General features: G+C 72.6%; 15 protein-coding genes. 9 read left to right on the forward strand and 6 right to left on the reverse strand.

What is annotated here, in order from left to right; translation table 11 throughout:
- The first annotated feature begins 20 nt into the window (after window positions 1-20).
- Window positions 21-1,061: a S66 peptidase family protein gene (locus ABZ493_RS01360; RefSeq protein ID WP_430580375.1), complete on the forward strand. Its 1,041-nt coding sequence runs from the start codon at window positions 21-23 to the stop codon at window positions 1,059-1,061.
- 30 nt (window positions 1,062-1,091) lie between these two features.
- The gene (locus tag ABZ493_RS01365) at window positions 1,092-1,748 is read left to right on the forward strand and encodes a hypothetical protein (protein ID WP_430580376.1); all 657 of its coding nucleotides are present in this window, start codon (window positions 1,092-1,094) and stop codon (window positions 1,746-1,748) included.
- 9 nt (window positions 1,749-1,757) lie between these two features.
- Here the strand turns inward: ABZ493_RS01365 and ABZ493_RS01370 are convergent, their stop codons facing one another.
- Entirely contained in the window at window positions 1,758-2,564 is an 807-nt protein-coding gene (locus ABZ493_RS01370; RefSeq protein ID WP_430580377.1) for an isocitrate lyase/phosphoenolpyruvate mutase family protein, read from the reverse strand.
- A 99-nt stretch (window positions 2,565-2,663) separates the two neighbouring features.
- Here ABZ493_RS01370 and ABZ493_RS01375 point away from each other — a divergent pair, with 99 nt between their 5' ends.
- The 3 genes from ABZ493_RS01375 to ABZ493_RS01385 are packed head-to-tail and all read left to right on the forward strand — an operon-like array spanning window position 2,664 to window position 4,071.
- Window positions 2,664-3,026, forward strand: a complete 363-nt coding sequence (locus ABZ493_RS01375) for a DUF202 domain-containing protein (protein WP_430580378.1) — start codon at window positions 2,664-2,666, stop codon at window positions 3,024-3,026.
- Window positions 3,027-3,041: 15 nt separating this feature from the next.
- Window positions 3,042-3,395 carry a DUF202 domain-containing protein gene (locus ABZ493_RS01380; RefSeq protein WP_430580379.1) on the forward strand — a complete coding sequence of 118 codons (354 nt, stop codon included), beginning with the start codon at window positions 3,042-3,044 and terminating at the stop codon, window positions 3,393-3,395.
- A 37-nt stretch (window positions 3,396-3,432) separates the two neighbouring features.
- Window positions 3,433-4,071, forward strand: a complete 639-nt coding sequence (locus tag ABZ493_RS01385; RefSeq protein WP_430580380.1) for a Pr6Pr family membrane protein — start codon at window positions 3,433-3,435, stop codon at window positions 4,069-4,071.
- On the opposite strand, the gene ABZ493_RS01390 is transcribed toward ABZ493_RS01385, so the two are convergent.
- The 3 genes from ABZ493_RS01390 to ABZ493_RS01400 form a co-directional block, all read right to left on the reverse strand.
- Window positions 4,061-5,947: an alkyl sulfatase dimerization domain-containing protein gene (locus ABZ493_RS01390; protein ID WP_430580381.1), complete on the reverse strand. Its 1,887-nt coding sequence runs from the start codon at window positions 5,945-5,947 to the stop codon at window positions 4,061-4,063. The two genes, ABZ493_RS01385 and ABZ493_RS01390, sit on opposite strands and share 11 nt — an antisense overlap.
- A 97-nt stretch (window positions 5,948-6,044) precedes the next feature.
- On the reverse strand, window positions 6,045-7,931 hold the full coding sequence (locus ABZ493_RS01395) for an alkyl sulfatase dimerization domain-containing protein (protein WP_430580382.1): 1,887 nt from the start codon (window positions 7,929-7,931) through the stop codon (window positions 6,045-6,047).
- A 45-nt stretch (window positions 7,932-7,976) separates the two neighbouring features.
- A complete protein-coding gene (locus ABZ493_RS01400; protein WP_430580383.1) occupies window positions 7,977-9,689 on the reverse strand; it encodes a solute carrier family 23 protein in 1,713 nt (570 codons plus the stop codon).
- A gap of 198 nt (window positions 9,690-9,887) precedes the next feature.
- Between ABZ493_RS01400 and ABZ493_RS01405 the strand changes: the two genes are divergently transcribed.
- The 3 genes from ABZ493_RS01405 to ABZ493_RS01415 are packed head-to-tail and all read left to right on the forward strand — an operon-like array spanning window position 9,888 to window position 14,700.
- A complete protein-coding gene (locus ABZ493_RS01405; RefSeq protein WP_430580384.1) occupies window positions 9,888-11,498 on the forward strand; it encodes an MFS transporter in 1,611 nt (536 codons plus the stop codon).
- 32 nt (window positions 11,499-11,530) lie between these two features.
- The gene (locus ABZ493_RS01410; protein ID WP_430580385.1) at window positions 11,531-13,156 is read left to right on the forward strand and encodes an amidohydrolase; all 1,626 of its coding nucleotides are present in this window, start codon (window positions 11,531-11,533) and stop codon (window positions 13,154-13,156) included.
- Window positions 13,153-14,700 (forward strand): MFS transporter, encoded by a 1,548-nt coding sequence (locus ABZ493_RS01415; RefSeq protein ID WP_430580386.1) that lies wholly within the window; start codon window positions 13,153-13,155, stop codon window positions 14,698-14,700. The genes ABZ493_RS01410 and ABZ493_RS01415 overlap by 4 nt, the downstream gene beginning before the upstream one ends.
- A 402-nt stretch (window positions 14,701-15,102) precedes the next feature.
- Here ABZ493_RS01415 and ABZ493_RS01420 read toward each other — a convergent pair whose 3' ends face one another.
- Window positions 15,103-16,377 (reverse strand): DUF234 domain-containing protein, encoded by a 1,275-nt coding sequence (locus ABZ493_RS01420; protein WP_430580387.1) that lies wholly within the window; start codon window positions 16,375-16,377, stop codon window positions 15,103-15,105.
- A 145-nt stretch (window positions 16,378-16,522) separates the two neighbouring features.
- Here ABZ493_RS01420 and ABZ493_RS01425 point away from each other — a divergent pair, with 145 nt between their 5' ends.
- Entirely contained in the window at window positions 16,523-17,776 is a 1,254-nt protein-coding gene (locus ABZ493_RS01425) for a DUF4143 domain-containing protein (protein ID WP_430580388.1), read from the forward strand.
- Window positions 17,777-17,791: 15 nt separating this feature from the next.
- On the opposite strand, the gene ABZ493_RS01430 is transcribed toward ABZ493_RS01425, so the two are convergent.
- Window positions 17,792-18,199, reverse strand: coding sequence for a hypothetical protein (locus tag ABZ493_RS01430; RefSeq protein WP_430580389.1), 408 nt, complete (start codon window positions 18,197-18,199; stop codon window positions 17,792-17,794).
- Window positions 18,200-18,449: the final 250 nt, after the last annotated feature.

Consider the following 18,449-nt stretch of genomic DNA (forward strand, 5'->3'; position numbering starts at 1 on the left):
GCGTCGGGCACAGTCCGGCCATGACGATCCGCTACCCGCGCCCCCTTCGTCCCGGCGACACGATCGGCGTCACCGCGCCGTCGTCGGGCGTCGAGCCGCCGCTCCATCGACGCCTGCTCCACGCGGCCGACGTCGTGCGGGCGAAGGGCTACGACGTGCGGGTCGGCGAGACGCCCACGCGCGGCGGCATCGTCAGCGCGCCGGCGGACGTGCGGGCCGCCGAGCTCAGCGCGATGCTCACGGACCCGGGGGTGCGCGCCGTCGTGCCGCCGTGGGGCGGCGAGCTCGCCACGGACCTGCTGGGCCGGCTCGACTGGGAGGCGTTCGCCGCCGACCCGACGTGGCTGGTCGGTTTCTCGGACACCTCCACGCTCCAGCTGCCGCTGACCCTGCGCACGGGCGTCGCGACCCTGCACGGTCAGAACCTCATGGACACCCCGTACGACGTGCCTGCCGGTGTCCTGGGCTGGTGGGACGTCGCCGCCTCGGCCCAGCCGGGCGAGGCGCTGGTGCAGCGCTCGCCGCGACGGTTCCGGTCCCACGGTTGGGACGACTACGAGAACGAGCCCGAGGTGTCGACGTGGACGCTCGACGCCGAGGGCTCGTGGCTGCGCCTCGACGGCGTGGACCCGGCCGCCCCGGTGGACGTCCAGGGCCGGCTGGTCGGCGGCTGCCTGGAGACCGTCTCGCTGCTGGCGGGCACGCCGTTCGGCGACGTGCGGGCGTTCGCCGCGGAGCATGCGCCGGAGGGCCTGGTCGTCTACCTCGACGTCCTCGAGTGGGAGGCGCTCGAGGTCGGCCGGGCCCTGTGGGCGATGCGCCACGCGGGCTGGTTCGACGCCGCGAGCGCGGTGCTGGTGAGCCGCACGCACGCCCCGGACTCGGACGGCTTCACCCAGCACGACGCCGTCCGCGACGCGCTCGGCGACCTCGACATCCCCCTGCTGGCCGAGGTCGAGTGCGGGCACCTGCCGCCGTACCTGGCCCTGGTGAACGGCGCGCTCGCGCGCGTGCAGCACGGGCCCGAGGAGTCGGTGATCACCCAGCGACTCGTGCCCTGACCACGGGCCGGCGGGCGCTACGGTGTCGCCGTGACCCTCGCGCTGCTCGGCGACCACCGTGACCACACCAGCCACCGCGAGCTCGACGCCCTCGTCCCGCGGCTCGCGGACGAGCTCGGCGTGGAGGCGGTGTGGGTGCCGACCGACGCGCCGTTCGACGTCGCGGACCACGACGGCGTGTGGCTCGTGCCCGGCTCGCCCTACGCCGACGAGGCGGCCGTGCTGCGCGCGATCACCGCGGCCCGCGAGGGCGGCGTCCCGTTCCTCGGCACGTGCGCGGGGATGCAGTACGCGGTCGTGGAGCTGGTGCGCCACGTGCTCGGCGCCTCGGCGAGCCACGCGGAGTCCGACGGCGAGGCGGACGACAACGTCGTGGCGCCGCTCGCGTGCTCGTTGTACGGCGAGGAGCGGCTCGTGACGCCGGTGGCGGGCACGCGGTTCGCCTCGTGGGTGGGCGAGCCGTTCCCCGGGATGCACTTCTGCGGGTACGCGCCCACGCCGGAGGCGGTCCGGGCGCTGGAGGCGGCGGGCGTCGTCGTGGGGGCGGTCGCGGACGACGCCGGGGCCGAGGTGCTCGAGCTCGTCGACCACCCGTTCTTCGTGGTCAGCCTCTTCCAGCCGCACATCGGCGCGTCGGCCGGGGAGCCGATCCACCCGCTGGTGCGGGCGTTCGCCGCCGCGCTCTGAGCCGCGCCGTCAGCCCTGGAACGCGCGCGGCATGACGTCGCGCGCCGGGCCGGTGCGGTCGAGGAACCCGACCCCGCCGGCCTGGAGCTCGCGGGCGGCGTCGACGAGGGCGGACAGGGCGTTCCACGCGAACGTGCCGCCGACGGAGATCCGTGCCACCCCGGCGTCGGCCAGCTCCTGCGGCGTGGGGCCGCCGGCGACGAGCAGAGCGTTGACGGGGCGGTCCACCTCGCGGCAGACGGTCGCGATCGCGGCGGCGTCGCGCAGGCCCGGCGCGTACAGCACGTCGGCGCCGGCCTCCTGGTAGGCCTGCAGCCGCGCGATCGTGTCGGCGAGGTCGTCGCGGCCGTACAGGTGGTTCTCGCAGCGGGCGGTGAGCACCAGGTCGCCCGCCGCCTCGGCCGCGGCGGCCACGCGCTCGACGGCGAGGCCCCGGTCGTACATCGGCTCGTCGTCCCGGCCGGTGGCGTCCTCCACGGAGGCGCCGGCCACACCGGTGCGGCGGGTGTCGGCGACGGTGCGGGCGACGTCGGCGGGGGAGTCCGCGAAGCCGTTCTCCAGGTCGGCGCTCACGGGGACGTCGACGGCGGCCACGAGCACCGCGGCGTGCGCGAGCGTCTCGTCCCGCGTCGCGCCGCCGTCGGGCCGCCCGAGCGTCGCGGCGAACCCGCTGCTCGTCGTCGCGACGGCGGCGAAGCCGAGCGCGGCGAGGATCCGCGCAGACCCGGCGTCCCACGCGTTCGGCAGCAGCAGCGGGTCGCCCGGGCGGTGCAGGGTGAGGAACGCGGCACGGGCGTCGGGCGCGGCGGTGGTCATGGGCCGACGCTAGCGACGGCCACCGACGACCACCCGACGGCGCGGCGCTCGGGGTCCCGCCCGCGCCCGACGGCCTCGTCCTGGCTAGGCTCGGGCCTCGTGAGCCGCGAACGCTTCCCCCGGTGGGTGTACGAGAGGGGCACGGAGCCCGACCCGCGGTTCTCCCTGGCCAACGAACGCACCATCCTCGCGTGGCTCCGCACCGCGCTGGGACTCATCGCGGGCGGCACGGCGCTCGAGGCGCTGGACCTGCCGATGGAGCCGCACCTGCGCCTCGCGTCCGCGATCGTGCTGCTCGTGGCGGGCGCCGTCGTCCCGGTCGCGGCGGCGGTCGAGTGGGCCCGCTCCGAGCGGGCGATGCGCGAGCACGGCCCGCTCCCCGGCGCGATCACCGGGTTCGTGCTGGTCCTGACCATCACCGTCGTGGGCATCCTCGTGCTGCTCGCCCTGCTGCTGTACTGACCTGACGGCGCCGACATGACCGACCGAACCGACCCGCCCCTCGTCGGCCCCGAGCGCGACCGCGGCCTTCAGGTCGAGCGCACCGCGCTGGCCTGGCGCCGCACGCTCCTGTCGTTCACCGCGGCGTGCGCGGTGGCCTGGCAGACGCTGCCCGGCGTCGACGGCGAGACGTCGTTCCTGCTGGCGGCAGCGGTCGGGCTGGTGCTCACGCCCCCGCTGTGGTGGTTCGCCAAGCGGCACGCGCGCCACACGCACCGGCACCTCGACACGGCCGAGCCCCGCCTGCGGCACGGGCGCCGGATCGTGGTGATGTGCGCGGGCACGGCCCTGCTCGGGCTGGCCGGGCTGGTCGCGGTCGTCGTCTTCTGACGGCGGGCGAGCGCGCGGAGTCTGGTTCACTACCGCCATGTTCGTGATCGTGGGCCTGTTCCGGCTCCTCGTCGTCGCGCTCGGGCTCGTCGGCACGCGCGCCATCTGGCGCGACGGCGACGTCGACGGGTTCGTCTACTTCACCAACCTCACCAGCTTTCTCGCGGTGGCGGTGTTCGGCTGGGCCGCGGTCACGACGCTGCTGCGCCGGGAGCCGCCGCCGGTGTGGGCGAAGGGGCTGGTGACGCTCGCCGCGGCCATCACCGGCCTGGTCGCGTGGCTGGTCCTCGCGCCGGAGTCGCCGGACGCGCCGGCCGTGTTCCTCGGGCTCACCGACGGTCAGGTGGAGCACCGCGCGCTGCCGATCGCCGTCGTGCTCGACTTCCTCCTGCTCGACCCGCACCGCCGCGCCCGCCTGCGGGACGCGGGGCTGTGGATGCTCTTCCCCGTGCTGTACTTCGGCGCGATCCTGCTGCGCGGGCAGCTCAGCCCGGGCAGCGCGTACCCCTACGGGTTCATCGACCTGGACGCCCTCGGGTGGGGCGGGCTGGGGCTCAACCTGGTGCTGTACGGCGGCGCGTTCTACGTCCTGGGCCTGCTCATCGTCGCCGTCGACCGGGTGCTCCCCGCCCGCCCCCTCCTGGGGAGGGTCGGAGCCCCTCAGCTCACGGCGTGACGATGTCGAAGTCCGGGTCGCCCGGGTCGAGGATGCCGTGCACCTTCGCCAGCGCGTCCGTGTCGCCGCCGACCTCGATGCCGGCGGCGGCGAGGCGGGCCGGGTCCAGGCCGCCCGCCAGCGCGGGCAGGTTCGCGCGCGACGTCGTGATGGTCACGTCGGCGTCGTCTCGCTGGGGCCTGGCGCTGTACGTGAGGGCGCCGTTGGCGAGCCGCAACCGGTAGCGGGCGTCCGCGTCCGTGAGCACGACGTCGGCGGTGACCCGGTGGTCCCAGGCCTTCGGGCCGTCGATCTGGATCGCGAGTGCGTCGAACAGCATCTCGGGGGAGAGGTGCGCGACGATGTCCGCCGACGCCGTCTGCGTGGGGGTGCCGAAGTTCCCCTCCCGCAGCTCGGTCGCGCCGGAGAGGTACACCGACCGCCAGGTGCCGTTCTCCGCGCCGTACCCGAGCTGCTCGAACGTGTCGGCGAGCAGCTCCTTCGCGCCGGCGTGGTCGGGCTGGGCGAACACGACGTGGCTCAGCACCTCGGCCACCCAGCGGAAGTCGCCGGCGTCGTACGACGCGCGCGCCTTCTCCACCACGGCGTCTGCGCCGCCCATGAACTCCACGTACCGCTTGCCCTGCTCGACGGGCGGGTGCTGCCACAGGTGCGCGGGGTTGCCGTCGTACCAGCCCATGTACCGCTGGTAGATCGCCTTGATGTTGTGGCTGACCGAGCCGTAGTACCCGCGGGCGTGCCAGGCGTTCTCCAGCGCCGGGGGCAGCGGCAGCTGCTCGGCGATCTCGGAGCCGACGAAGCCCTTGTTCAGCAGGCGCAGCGTCTGGTCGTGCAGGTAGGCGTACAGGTCCCGCTGCGTGCCCAGGTACTCGACGATCCGCGCGTTGCCCCAGGTGGGCCAGTGGTGCGAGGCGAACACGGTCTCGACGTCGGCGCCGAACAGGTCGATCGTCTCGGTGAGGTAGTTCGCCCAGGCGTGCGGGTCGCGCACGACGGCGCCGCGCAGGGTGAGCAGGTTGTGCAGCGTGTGCGTCGCGTCCTCGGCCGTGCACAGCGCCCGGTGGTCCGGGAACCAGATGAGCATCTCCGCCGGGGCCTCGGTGCCGGGCGCCATCTGGAAGACCATGCGCACGTCGTCGACGGTCTCCTCCTGCCCGGTGTGCGTGATGTCGAGGGTCGGGGAGATGAGCGTGACGGTGCCGGTGGACGTCGTCTGGCCGAGGCCGGCGCCGACCTGTCCCTGCGGGCCGCGGGCGAGCGCCGCGCCGTACATGTAGCCGGCGCGGCGGCTCATGGCGGTGCCGGCATAGACGTTCTCGGCCACGGCCGGCTCGGTGAACCCGGCCGGGGCGACCACGGGCACGCGGCCGGCGTCGACGTCCTCCTGCGTGGTGACGCCCTTGACGCCGCCGAAGTGGTCCACGTGGCAGTGGGTGTAGATGATCCCCGTGACCGGCCGGTCGCCGCGGTGCTCGCGGTACAGGGCGAGCGCGGCGGCGGCGGTCTCGGTGGAGATGAGCGGGTCGAGCACGATGACGCCCGTCGTGCCCTCGATGAACGTCACGTTCGACAGGTCGAAGCCGCGCACCTGGTAGATGCCCTCGACCACCTCGAACAGGCCCTGCTCCGCGACCAGCTTCGACTGCCGCCACAGGCTCGGGTTGACGGTGTCCGGGGCGTCGCCGGCGAGGAAGCCGTAGGTGTCGTTGTCCCAGACGACCGTGCCGTCGGGCTTCGTGACGGCGTTCGGCGTGCGCCGCCCGAGGAGGCCCCGGGCCGCGTCGTCGAAGTCCTGGGTGTCGGAGAAGGGGAGCGTGCCGAGGAGCTCCGCCTGCTGCTCTGCGATGGCCGGGGTGGCTGGCTTCGGAGAAGACATACCCGCAGGCTGCCAGCAGGGCATCGTCAGCGCACGGCGAACGGACGGGCCCGGTCGAGGGTTCCGGGACGTGCCCGGAACCCTCGACCGGTGGTGCTCAGGGCGTGACGATCGAGAAGTTCTTGTCGCCCGGGTCGAGGACGGCGGTGAGGCGGCCGAGCGCGGTGGCGTCGCCCGTCACCTCGATGCCTGCGGCGGCCAGCGCCTCGGGGTTCCCTGCCGCCAGCGCCGGCAGGGCCGCGCGCCGCGACGTGATGGTCGCGTCCGCATCACCCTGCTGGGGGGCGGCGCTGTAGGACAGGACGCCGTTCGTGAGCCACACGCGGTAGCGCTGGTCCGTGTCGGAGACCACGACGTCGATGGCGACCGTGACGTCCCACGCGGCCGGGCCGTTCACCTGGATCGCGAGGGCGTCGAACAGCATCTCGGGGGAGAGGTTGGCGATGACGTCCGGGGCGTTCGTCTCCGTCGGCGTCCCGAACTGGCCGTCGCGCAGCTCGGTGGCGCCGGACAGGTAGAAGTCGCGCCAGGTGCCGTTCTCGGAGCCGTAGCCGAGCTGCTCGTACGTGTCGGCCAGCAGCTCGCGGGCGGCGGCGTGGTCCGGCTCGGCGAAGACCGCGTGGTTCGCGGCCTCCGCGGCCCAACGGAAGTCGCCCGCGTCGAACGCCTCGCGGGCGTTCGTGACGAGCGCGTCGACGCCGCCGGCGAGCTTCGCGTAGCGCTTCGCCCGCTCGACCGGGGTGTGCTCCCACAGGTGCGCCGGGTTGCCGTCGAACCAGCCCAGGTACCGCTGGTAGATCGCCTTGACGTTGTGGCTGACGGAGCCGTAGTAGCCGCGCGCGTTCCACGCGTTCTCGAGCGCCGGCGGGAGGGTGATCTCCTCGGCGATCTCCGGGCCCGTGAGGCCCTTGTTGAGCAGGCGCAACGTCTGGTCGTGCAGGTAGGCGTAGATGTCGCGCTGGTTCTGCAGGAACGTCACGACCCGCTCGCGGCCCCACGTGGGCCAGTGGTGCGAGGCGAACACGACCTCGACGTCGCCGCCGAACAGGTCGATCGTCTCCGTGAGGTAGTGCGCCCACGCGTGCGGGTCGCGCACGACGGCGCCGCGGAGGGTCAGCAGGTTGTGCAGCGTGTGGGTGGCGTCCTCGGCGGCGCACAGGGCGTGGAAGTCGGGCAGGTAGATGAGCATCTCGGCCGGCGCCTCGGTGCCGGGCGCCATCTGGAAGACCAGCCGGACGCCGTCGACGACCTCCTCGTGCCCCGTCGTCGAGACGAGGTCGGTCGGCTCGATGAGCGACACCTCGCCGGTCGAGATCGTCTGCCCGAGCCCGGCACCCACCTGCCCCTGCGGGCCGCGGGCGAGCGCGGCCCCGTACATGTAGGCCGCGCGGCGGTTCATCGCGACGCCCGCGTACACGTTCTCCGACACGGCGTGCTCGAGGAAGCCCTCGGGCGCGAAGATCCGCACCCTCCCGGAGTCCACGTCCTCCTGGGAGACGAACCCCTTGGTGCCGCCGAAGTGGTCGGCGTGCGAGTGCGTGTAGATGATCGCGCTGACCGGCCGGTCGCCGCGGTGCTCACGGTAGAGCGCGAGGGCGGCGGCACCCGTCTCGTTGGACAGCAGGGTGTCGATGACGATCACGCCCGTGTCGCCCTCGATGATCGTGGTGTTCGACAGGTCCATGCCGCGCACCTGGTAGATGCCGGGCACCACCTCGAACAGGCCCTCGACCGCGCTCAGCTGCGACTGCCGCCACAGGCTCGGGTTCACGGTGTCCGGGGCCTCGCCGTCGAGGAAGGCGTAGGTGTCGTTGTCCCACACGACGTCGCCGGCGGCGTTCGGCACCGCGTTCGGCGTGCGCCGGGCGACCAGCCCGCGCGTCGCGTCCTCGAAGTCCTGCCGGTCGGAGAACGGGAGGGTGTCGCGGACCGCCTGCTGCTGGGCGGCGATGGTGGGCGTGGCTGGCTTCGGTGCGGTAGGCATGGCGCCACGATGGCACCGCGGGTCCGGTCGCGCGCGGCGAGGGGGTCAGCCCTCGGCGGACGCCCCGCGCCGGGCCCGACGCCGCTCGGCGATCTCGTAGGCCTCGCGCACGGACCCCAGCAGCGTGTCGCCGCTCGGGACGACGGAGTCGTGCAGCCGCCCGCTCACTCCGCCGGTCTCGAACCGCTTCCGCAGGTCGTCGGGCACCCCGCACACGACGACGTCGACGCCGTGGTCGTGCCAGCGGTCCAGCAGCCGGTCCAGGGACTTGAGGAACGTGGTCGACGGGATGCCCGCGGAGCCGCGCAGCGAGATCACCAGGGCGGCGTCGTGGGTGTGCGCGGTGTGCGGCCACTCCTCCTCGAGGCGGTTCACCTCGGCGAAGAACCCGGTGCCCACGTAGTGCAGCACCGTGGTGCGGCCGCTGGGCAGGTCGGCGGGGGCGTCCTCGACCCGGAAGTCGCGGTCGCCGGTCGGGACGAGCTGCACCAGGCGGCCCCGCTTGGCGGCCTGCACCGCGAACAGCACGATGGACAGCGCGGCGCCGAGGAAGATCGCCTGCTGCAGCGGCAGCTGCGTGGTGGCCGCGAACGTCACGACGAGCGCCGCCGCGGACAGCCACGACGTGCGGAAGACGAGCACGATGTCGGCCCACCGCCCGACGATGAGCTCGCCGCCGATGACGAGCAGCAGGCCCCCGATGACCGCCATGGGGATCTCGCCGGCCAGCGGGCCCAGCAGCAGCACCAGCACGATGAGCCACACGCCCGCGAAGATGCCGGCCCAGCGCGTCTGCGCGCCGCCGCTCGTCGCGACGCCCGTGCGCGAGAGGGACCCGCCGGTGGGCAGCGCGCCGAAGAACCCGCCCGCCACGTTCGCGAGGCCCTGCGCCGTGAAGTCCTTGGAGACGTCCGTGCGCGAGCCGTCCGGGTTCGGCACCGCCGCGCCGATCCCCGCCGCCTGCGCGAGCGCGATGAGCGCGATGGCGAGCCCGCCGGACACGAGCTCCGGCATCGCGCCGGCGTCCGGCAGGGTGAACGGCGGCAGGGAGCGCGGGATGGCGGCGATGTCGCTCACGCGCTCCACGTCGGTGCCCAGCAGCGCGACGACGACGGTGACGACGACGAGCGAGACGAGCGTCGCCGTCTTGCGCAGCGGCTTCACGAGCTGGAGCCCCGCCCACACGGCCACCGTCGCGGCCGCGACGAGGACGGTCGCGCCGTCCCACTCCCCGACGTGCAGCAGGCCCTCGACCAGCTTGCCCACCGTGTTGTGCGCCTCGGGCGTGTAGCCGGTGGCGTCCTTGACCACGCCGGCCACGATCTGCACGGCGATGCCCGCCGTGAACCCGGTCATCACCGCCGTCGAGACGAACGACATCACCGAGCCGAGCTTGAGCACCCCCAGCAGCAGCATCCACAGCCCGACCATCACGGTCAGCGCGGCGACGGAGCCCAGGTCGCCCGGGTCCAGGCCGGCGCCGACGAGGATGCTCTGCGCCGACAGCGCGATCGCGCTCGTGAGCGTGGTGACCATGAGGACCGTGCGGCTGAAGATCGAGCCGATCACCGTGGGTACGGCGCCCGACCACAGGCCCATCGGCGCGGAGAACCCGCCGACCGTCGCGTACGCCATGCCCTCGGGGATGGAGAACAGGCCCGTCACGAAGCCGGAGACGACGTCGCGGGGAGTGGGCGTGGCCAGCTTCCGGGTCTTCCCGGCCCGGGGGGCCGCCGTCGCGTCGCTCGCCTCGCTCACTGGGTGCCCTCCTGGGGTGGCCGTCGATGCACCCAGCACCCTGCCCCACCAGGGGGGATGCCGCGACCGGACAGGGCGCAGGCCATGACGGCTGCCCGTCGCCCTCGCCGTTCGGCATGCGGTCGGGCCTCCTCGGCTCTAGCGTCCGACCTGGACGGACGGTCCGTTCCAGCGGTGCCGCGTGGCGGGAGACGGCGGATGGCAACCCAGGTCGCTGGACAGAGGAAGGGCACGACGGCGGCGCTGGTCGCGTTGACCGCGGCGTCGTGCCTGCAGGTCGTCGACCCGACGGCCAACAACATCGCGATCGTCGGTGCGAGCGTCGACCTCGGGATGACGAGCTCGGGCCGCGCGTTCGCGGCCAGCGTCGGGACCTTGGCGCTGGCGGCGTTCATCCTCACCACGGGTGCGCTGGGCGACCGGCTCGGGCGGCGACGGATCATGCTGCTGGGCCTGCTCACCGCCATCGCGGGCGGCGTCATCACGGCGATCGCGCCGACGACGGCGATCTTCATGCTCGGCCGGGGCGTCACCGGAATCGGTATCGCCGCGAGCTTCGGCCTCAGCTTCGCCCTGCTCCGCGAGGTGCTGCCCGACGCGATCCCGAAGGCCGTGGCGTTCTGGCTCGCCGGCCAGACGGCGGCGGCGCTCGTCCTCGGCGTCGTGGCCGGATGGATGGCCGGGTTCGGCTGGCGGCTCGGGTACCTCACCATGCCGATCGTCGCCGTCCTCGCGTTCCTCATGTGCATGCGGGGCCTGCCGGAGGCGAAGGCCGACAAGGTCGGGGCGTTCGACTACGTCGGTCTGGGGTCCGTCGCGGTCGCGCTGATCGGCCTCATCTACGGGTTGTCCAACGCCGCGAGCTACGGCTGGGGATCGGCGCAGGTCCTGGTCCCCGTGGTCATCGGTCTGGTGTTCATGGCGCTCTTCATCTGGTGGGAGAACCGCACCGCCGCGCCGGCGTTCCCGGTGAAGCTGTTCAAGGACCCTGAGCTCGCCGGGTCGGTCGCGGTCGGCTTCTCCTTCAACATGTGGCAGGCCGTGGTGATGATCCAGCTCTCCATGCTGTGGCAGTACGTGTACCAGTACACGCCGCTGCAGGTGAGCCTCGGCCAGCTGCCCATGAGCCTCGCGATGGTGGTCGGCGCGATGGTGGCCGGCCGTCTGCTCTCGAAGGGCATCCCCGCGTCCGCGAACCTCATCGTCGGGCACGTGCTGCTGATCGGCACGATGGTGATGTTCGGGTTCTCGACGACGACGTCGCCCTACATCTTCTTCGCGATCCCGATGGTCGTGGGCGGCTTCTCCCGGATGCTCAACGAGACCACGATGGGCCAGTTCTTCGTGGCCAAGCCGCCGCCCGCGCTCACGGGGGCGATGGCGTCGTCGAAGACCGCGATCGGCCAGACGAGCTTCGCCCTCGGCACCGCGCTGTCGTCCACGTTCCTGTTCGGCCAGTACGGCAACGGCATCGCCCAGGCCCTCGCCGACGCGAACGTGGAGCCGTCTCAGCAGGGGTACTACACCGGCATGATCCAGCAGTACGTCTCCGGCGGGGACCTGTCCGACTACGACCCCGCGTTGGTGCAGCAGGTCGTGGACAGGGCCTCCGACGTCTTCGTCAGCTCCTTCAACGGGACGATGTTCATCATCGCGGGCTTCCTCGCGTTCTTCGCGGTGATCAGCACGCTGTTCTTCATGAAGGCGAACCGTGACCGCAAGGCGGGCCGGCTCGTCGACGGACCCCTGACCCTCGACGGCACGCCGGCCGCCCTCGCCGGCAACGCCGGCACCGCCACCACCGAGTGACCTCGCCGCGACCTCGACAGGAGCACGCTGTCATGAGCACCACACCCGACCTGATCCTCACGAACGCCACCGTGGTGACCGTCGACGACGCCGACACCGTCGCCGAGGCGGTCGCCGTCACGGGCGGCGTGATCACCGCCGTCGGCTCGGCCGCGGAGGTCGGTGCGCTCGCCGGCCCCGCGACGGAGGTCGTCGACCTCGCCGGGCGCACGGTCGTGCCGGGCTTCGTCGATCCGCACAGCCACGTGTCGATGGGGGCCCCGTACGTCAAGCACGCCGCGCTGCACACGCCGCCCGTGGGTGATACCCGGACGGTGGACGACATCGTGCGCAAGCTGCACGAGAACCTCGAGAAGAACCGGACGCCCGCCGGAGGCCTGCTGCTCGGCTGGGGGTACTACCCCGACGAGATGGACGACGACGGCGCCGTGACGGCGGACCTGCTCGACCGGGAGTTCCCTGACCACCGGGTCTGCGTCGTGCACGTCTCCGGGCACGGCGGGGTGGCCAACACCCGCGTCCTCGAGGCCCACGGCTACGTCGACGGCTGTGACGACCCCGAGGGCGGCACCGTCGTGCGCTACCCGGGCACGCGCAAGCCCAACGGCGTGCTCTGGGAGAACGCCTGGATGCCGCTCATGTTCACGATGATGGACACCGACGACGACGCGCTCCTGGCGATGATGCGCGAGTACGCGCGCTGGGGCGTGACCACGGTGCAGGACGGCGCGGCGACCGTGGAGCAGATCGCGACGATCCGCGCGCTCGCCGACGGACCCGGCATCCCGGTGGACGTGCGTTCCCTCGTGCTGTTCAGCGAGCTGGACGAGGCGCTGGAGCAGGGCTGGTTCGCGCCCGACAAGGTCGACTCGAACGGGCACACCGTGCAGGGCGTCAAGCTGATCCTGGACGGCTCGCCGCAGGGCAAGACGGCGAACGTGACACAGGAGTACCTCACCGGCGGGCCGGGCGGGGAACCCCACTGGCACGGGATCCAGAACATCCCGCAGGCCGACGCCGACGCGATCGTGACGACGGCCTACCGGCACGGCGTCCAGGTGTTCGCCCACTGCAACGGGGACGCGGCCATCGACGAGCTGCTCGCCTCGCACCGGGCGGCGAAGGCGGCGGGTGCCACCCCGCCCGGACGCACGATCCCGATCCACTCGCAGGTGATGCGGCTCGACCAGCTCGACGAGTACGTGACCGAGGGGTTCGAGCCCTCGATGTTCACCATCCACTGCCTGATCTTCGGCGACACGCACGTCCGCAACTTCGGGCAGGAGCGGGCGTTCGGGATCTCGCCCATGCGGTCGGCGGTCGACAAGGGCCTGCGGCCCACCAACCACTCGGACTACCCCATCACGCCCATCAACCCGCTCCAGCTCCTCTGGACGTCGGTGGTGCGCCGCTCCACGGGCGGCACGGTGCTCGGCCCGCACGAGCGGCTCACGCCGCTCGAGGGGCTGCGCTCGCTGACCATCGACGCCGCCTACGAGCACCGCACCGAGGGCGACCGCGGCTCGATCGAGGTGGGCAAGCTCGGCGACCTGGTCGTGCTGGACGCGAACCCGCTCGACGTCGACGTGGAGGCCATCAAGGACATCGCCGTGCTGCGCACGATCAAGCGCGGCGTCACCGTGTATCCGGCGTCATGAGCGGCTCCTCGTCGGGGGCCTTGCCCGACGGCGTCGCCCGACGGCCCGGCCTGGCGATCCTGGCGCTCACCGTCGCGGGGGTCGCGCAGGCGGCCGACGTGTCGCTGCACAACACGGCGCTCGCCTCGGCGGCGGCGGAGTTCGGGATGTCGGCCACCCAGCGGTCGATCGCGGCGTCGGCGGCCACGCTGGCGCTCGCGGCGTCGATCCTGACGATCGGGACGATCGGCGACCGGTTCGGCCGACGCCTGACGCTGATGTGGTGCGCGCTCGCGCTCGTCGTCGGGGGCGTGATCACGGCGACCGCGCCGGTCTACGGGGTCTACCTCACCGGGCGGGTGATCACCGGCGTCGGTCTGGCCGGCACGCTCGCGCTCTCCATGGCCCTCATCCGCACGGTCGCGCCCGACCACATCCCGAGCGCGATGTCGCTCTACTTCACGGGTCAGGTCGGCTTCACGCTGCCGCTGACGATCCTGGGCGGCTGGCTCATCGGGTCGAGCTGGCGGCTGGGGTACCTCGTGGTCCCGGTGGTGGGTGCGGTGGCATTCGTGCTGAACAAGATCTTCGTGCCGCCGTCGAGGGCCGTGCACCGCCGCAAGTCCGACCCCGTCGGGCTCGTCCTCGTGGCGCTCGCGCTCGTCGGCATCATCTGGGGCGTCAGCGACGCCTCCCACGGGTGGCTGACGGTGCGGGTCCTCGTGCCCGTGCTGGTGGGTGTCGCCGCGCTGGTGGGCTTCCTGTGGTGGGAGCAGCACCACGACGAGCCGGCGCTGCCCGTGCACCTGTTCAAGGACCGCAACCTCGCCGGCGCGCTGACGGCCGACGTCTCGTTCAACATGTGGCAGGCCGTGATGGTGCTGCAGCTGTCGCTCCTGTGGCAGTACGTGTACGCCTACAGCCCGCTGGACGTCACGCTGGGCCAGCTGCCCGCGTCCCTCGCGATGGTGCTCGGCGCGTTCGCCGCGGGCCGCCTCGCCGCCCGCGGGCGGCGACCGCAGACGCTCGTGCTCCTCGGGCTGACCGGTGTCGCGCTGTCGATGTACCTGTTCGTGCTCGGCGGCGCGTCGACCCCGTACTGGGTGTTCGGCGTCTCCCTCGTGCTGGGCGGGTTCTCCCGCATGCTCACGGAGACGGCCGCGGGCGAGTTCTTCGTCGAGGTGCCACCACCGGACCTGGTCGGGGCCACCGTGGCGAGCAAGCCTGCGATCGGGCAGGCCTCGTTCGCGCTGGCGTCCGCGCTGAGCTCCACGATCCTGTACGGCGGGCTCGGTCGTGACCTCGGCGACAGGCTCGCCGACCTCGGCCTCACCCCGTCGCAGCAGGGGCAGGTCGTGGGGTGGTTCTCGTCCGGCGACATCCCCGAGTGGGCGCGGGAGAACGACCTGTTCGACCAGGTCGTCGCCGCCGGACAGGACGCCTACGTCGACGCCTACCGCACCACGATGCTCGTCTTCGCCGTGGCCTTCACCCTGCTCCTGGGCCTCGCGTGGCGGTTCCTGCGCCGCGCGGGCGAGGACGCCGCGCCGACCACCGCAGCGTGAGTGTGCGCAGGCGTCCTCCCGACCGGTCGTGAGGATGAGGTCCGGGCACACCCTGGCGCGGACGTCGGGCGGGGCTCCGTTCGGGTGGCTTGGCCTCCTGCCTGCCCCTACGTTGGCCGGTCGACCGGGTCCTGCATGAACGGGTCGAGGAGACGCACGGATGCGCGGCACGAGGAAGACGAAGTCCACGTCGGTGGAGCGACGCCGTCGTCGCCGACGCCACGCCGGAGGGCACGCCCACGGCCAGCGCCGGCCGACGGCGGGGGCGGGTTCCTGCCGCTGACCGGTGCCGGCCTGCTCGGGCTCTGGGCCGGCCTGGCGGCAGTGCTGATCCTCGGCGGAGGCCTGCTGTACCGGTTCGGGGTGCGTCGTCGGGTGGGATGACGGCTGACGTGGGGGCGCTCACGGCCGGAGGTCGGCCGAGAGCGTCTCGACGTCGACCAGCCGCACGTCCGACCGCCCCCGCGCGGCGTCGACGAGCCCGGGGGTGAACCCCGACCGTGAGGCGAGGACGACGTGCGTGTCGCCGACGTCGTGGCCGGCCTGCGCCATGGCGGGCAGCTTGTACGTGAACAGGTCGTGCAGCACGTCGACGCCCATCGGGGCGGTGGTCCACTTCGCCTCGGCGGCGACGGCGACGGCACGACCCCGCATCGCGACGCAGTCGATCTCCTCGGTGAAGCGCTGCTTGGTTCGACGGAGCGGGTGCAACGCCGGGCCCCACCAGGCGCCGACACCGGGCGCCTCGGCACCGTGGAAGGCACGGACCCAGTCCTCGAGGATGCGCTCGAAGGTCGGCGCGGCGTGGTCGCCCAGGTGCGGCGCGACCTGGGCCCCGACGAACGCCCGCGGATCGATGCCTGACTCCAGTGCACCCCTGTGCGGGTGCACGAACCGGAACCAGAACCGGACGAAGTCGTCGTCGCACCGCCACTGGGTGCTGCGGGTGGGGCGGTCCGTCCCGGCGGGCCGGTGCCGCGAGACGAGGTGCAGCGACTCGAGGGTGTGGAGATAGCCCGTCAGCTCCTGGGTCGGAGCGTGCACCGTGGCGCCGACGTCGGCCGCGGTCTGGGGTCGCCTCGCCAGGGCCGCCAGGATCGAGAAGTACACCGTGGGCTCGCGGAGCTCGGCGGCCAGCAGGGTCGACGGCTCGTTGAAGAGCGGCGCGTACGGGTCCACGATCTGGGCGGTCACGGCGTCGAGGAGACTGCCGTCGGCCAGGGCGGAGAGGTATCGCGGCATCCCTCCGGCGACGGAGAAGCGTGCGATCCGGACGACCGGTGACGTGTCGTGGAGGAACTCCTGGGCGTGGCGGTAATTGAGCGGGCGGACGGGCATCGGGAGGAGCCGGCCGTGCATCGGGTTGTGCTCCGCCTGCAGCGACTCCATCACGGCCACCGTGGAACCGGTGAGGACGAGCTTGAGGCGGGAGTGCTCGCGCTCCTCCTCCATGACCGCCTGGATCGCCGTGAGGGTGCGTTGCTGCTCCGCGGCGGTGGTGCCGAGCAGGTAGGGGAACTCGTCGATGACGGCCAGGACCTTCTCGTCCCGGGCGAGCCGATAGAGGGTCCGGACGAGGTCGGCGGCGGCGTTCCGGCGGGGTACGACGCCCAGCACCGCACCGAGCTGCGCGGCCAGCCGATCGAGCTGCATCCCTGGCGCCACGCGGTCGGCCACCAGTACGCAAACACGGTAATCGTCTACACGCTGTCAACAGGATGTCGCGCCCCGTGGTGCCTTGGGGCTGGCCGGCTCTGCAGAGTGTCGCCCTGGGGCCCTGCAAACTGTAGCCTGAAAGTTCTGCACAGTGTAGTTTTCCCTGGTGAGATACATCGACCGGATCGCCGACGAGATGGTGGCGCAGCGGCTGCGTTCGGCCGGAGCGGTGCTGATCGAGGGGCCTCGGGCGTGCGGCAAGACGTCCACGGCTCGGCAGCACGCGGCGAGCGCCGTCTACCTTCAGAACGATGACGCCGCCCGCCAGGCACTCGAGATCGATCCTGCGCTGATCCTGGCCGGTGATACCCCGCGCCTGATCGACGAGTGGCAGCTCGACGCCACCCGGGTCTGGAACGGGGTCCGGGCCGTGGTCGACGATCGCGGCGTACCAGGCCAGTTCCTCCTGACCGGGTCGGCGGTCCCCGACGACGACGCGAGGCGACACACGGGCGTCGGTCGGTACGCCAGGATCGCGATGCGCCCGATGTCGCTCGCCGAGTCCGGGGAGTCGAGCGGCGAGGTGTCGTTGGGGAACCTGATGGACGGCGGAGCCGTGACGCCAGGACGTTCGGGCCTGACGGTCCCGGATCTTGCGCGCCTCGTGGTCCGTGGCGGATGGCCCCTGCACCTGGGGATGGACGAGCGCGACGCTGCCCGCGCGTCGTCGGACTACCTGACCTCGGTCGCCACGGACGATCTTGGTCGGCTGGACTCGGCGCGGCGGGATCCAGCCCGCGCCGAGAGGCTGCTGCACGGTCTCGCCCGGAACACCGCGATGGAGCTGGTCGTCGATCGGTTGACGCGCGAGGTCGATGGTCCGGACGGTGCCTTGGCGCGCACCACCGTCTACGACTACCTGGTCGACCTGCGTCGGCTCCTGGTCCTCGAGGAACAACCCGCCTGGACGCCGCACCTGCGATCACGGGCACGGCTGCGCTCCAGGCCCCGTGTGCACCTCGCGGACCCGTCCCTGGCTGCCGCCGCACTGCGCGCCGACGCGGGGAGGCTCCTGGCGGACCTCAACACGTTCGGCCTCCTCTTCGAGTCGATGGTGGTGCGTGACCTGCGGGTGTACTCGGACGTCATGGACGCGCGGGTCGCACACTACCGAGACTCCGACAACCTCGAGATCGACGCCGTCGTCCAACGCCGCGACGGCGTCTTCGGGGCCTTCGAGGTCAAGCTCGGTGCGGGCCAGGTGGACGCCGCAGCCGCTGCGCTGCTGCGGTTTGCCGCCAAGATCGACGCCGATCGGACCGGCACGCCCGTCGTGCTGGCGGTCATCACCGGAAGTGAGTACGCGTACACGCGGCCGGACGGTGTCGCCGTCGTGCCTCTGGGGATGCTGGGTCCCTGACGAGGCAGGCTGTCGTCAGCAGTCCAGGTCCTGGCCCACGGACGCCGTGGCGTCGACGACGCCCTGGGCCTCGTCCTTGAGGGAGTCGGCCGCCTCGGCGAGGGTGGCGTCGTCGTCGACCTGGCCGAACGCGGTCACGAGTGCGTCCCAGGCCTGCTCGACGTCGTCCGTCCGGTCGTCGGACACGGCGGCGAGGCTGTCGTGCAGCGTCTTCTGGGCGGCCTCGGCCTGGTCGCGGGCCGCCTGCACCTCCTCGACGGTGGCGTCCGGGCCCAGCGTGCCCGCCAGGTTCTGCAGCGCATCCGTGTACGCGGAGAGGTCCTGGCACACCTGCCCGGTGTCGTCGCCCATGGCGTCCGTGCTGGCCTCGCCGCAGCCTGCCAGCAGCAGCGCCGTCGCGCCCAGCACCGCGGTACCCAGCATCGCGTGCCCGTGTCGTGTCCTCGCCCGGCCCATGGTCGACCCCTTCGTCGCGCCCCGACGCTCTCACCTCGACTGTCGCCGTCCGGCGGCCCGCTCGCGAGCGCACCCGCGAAGGGTGGCGATCCGGGCTTTCAGGATCATCCGGAGGAACCGTCGTTCGCCGCGCCAAGTCCCCCGATGTCTGACACCTTCGTGAATGGTGTTCGCGCACAGCGTCGCGCGCGGGCGGTTTGCACCGATGTGTGGAGGG

The organism is Isoptericola sp. NPDC019482 (assembly GCF_040632295.1).
Classification (GTDB): Bacteria; Actinomycetota; Actinomycetes; order Actinomycetales; family Cellulomonadaceae; genus Isoptericola.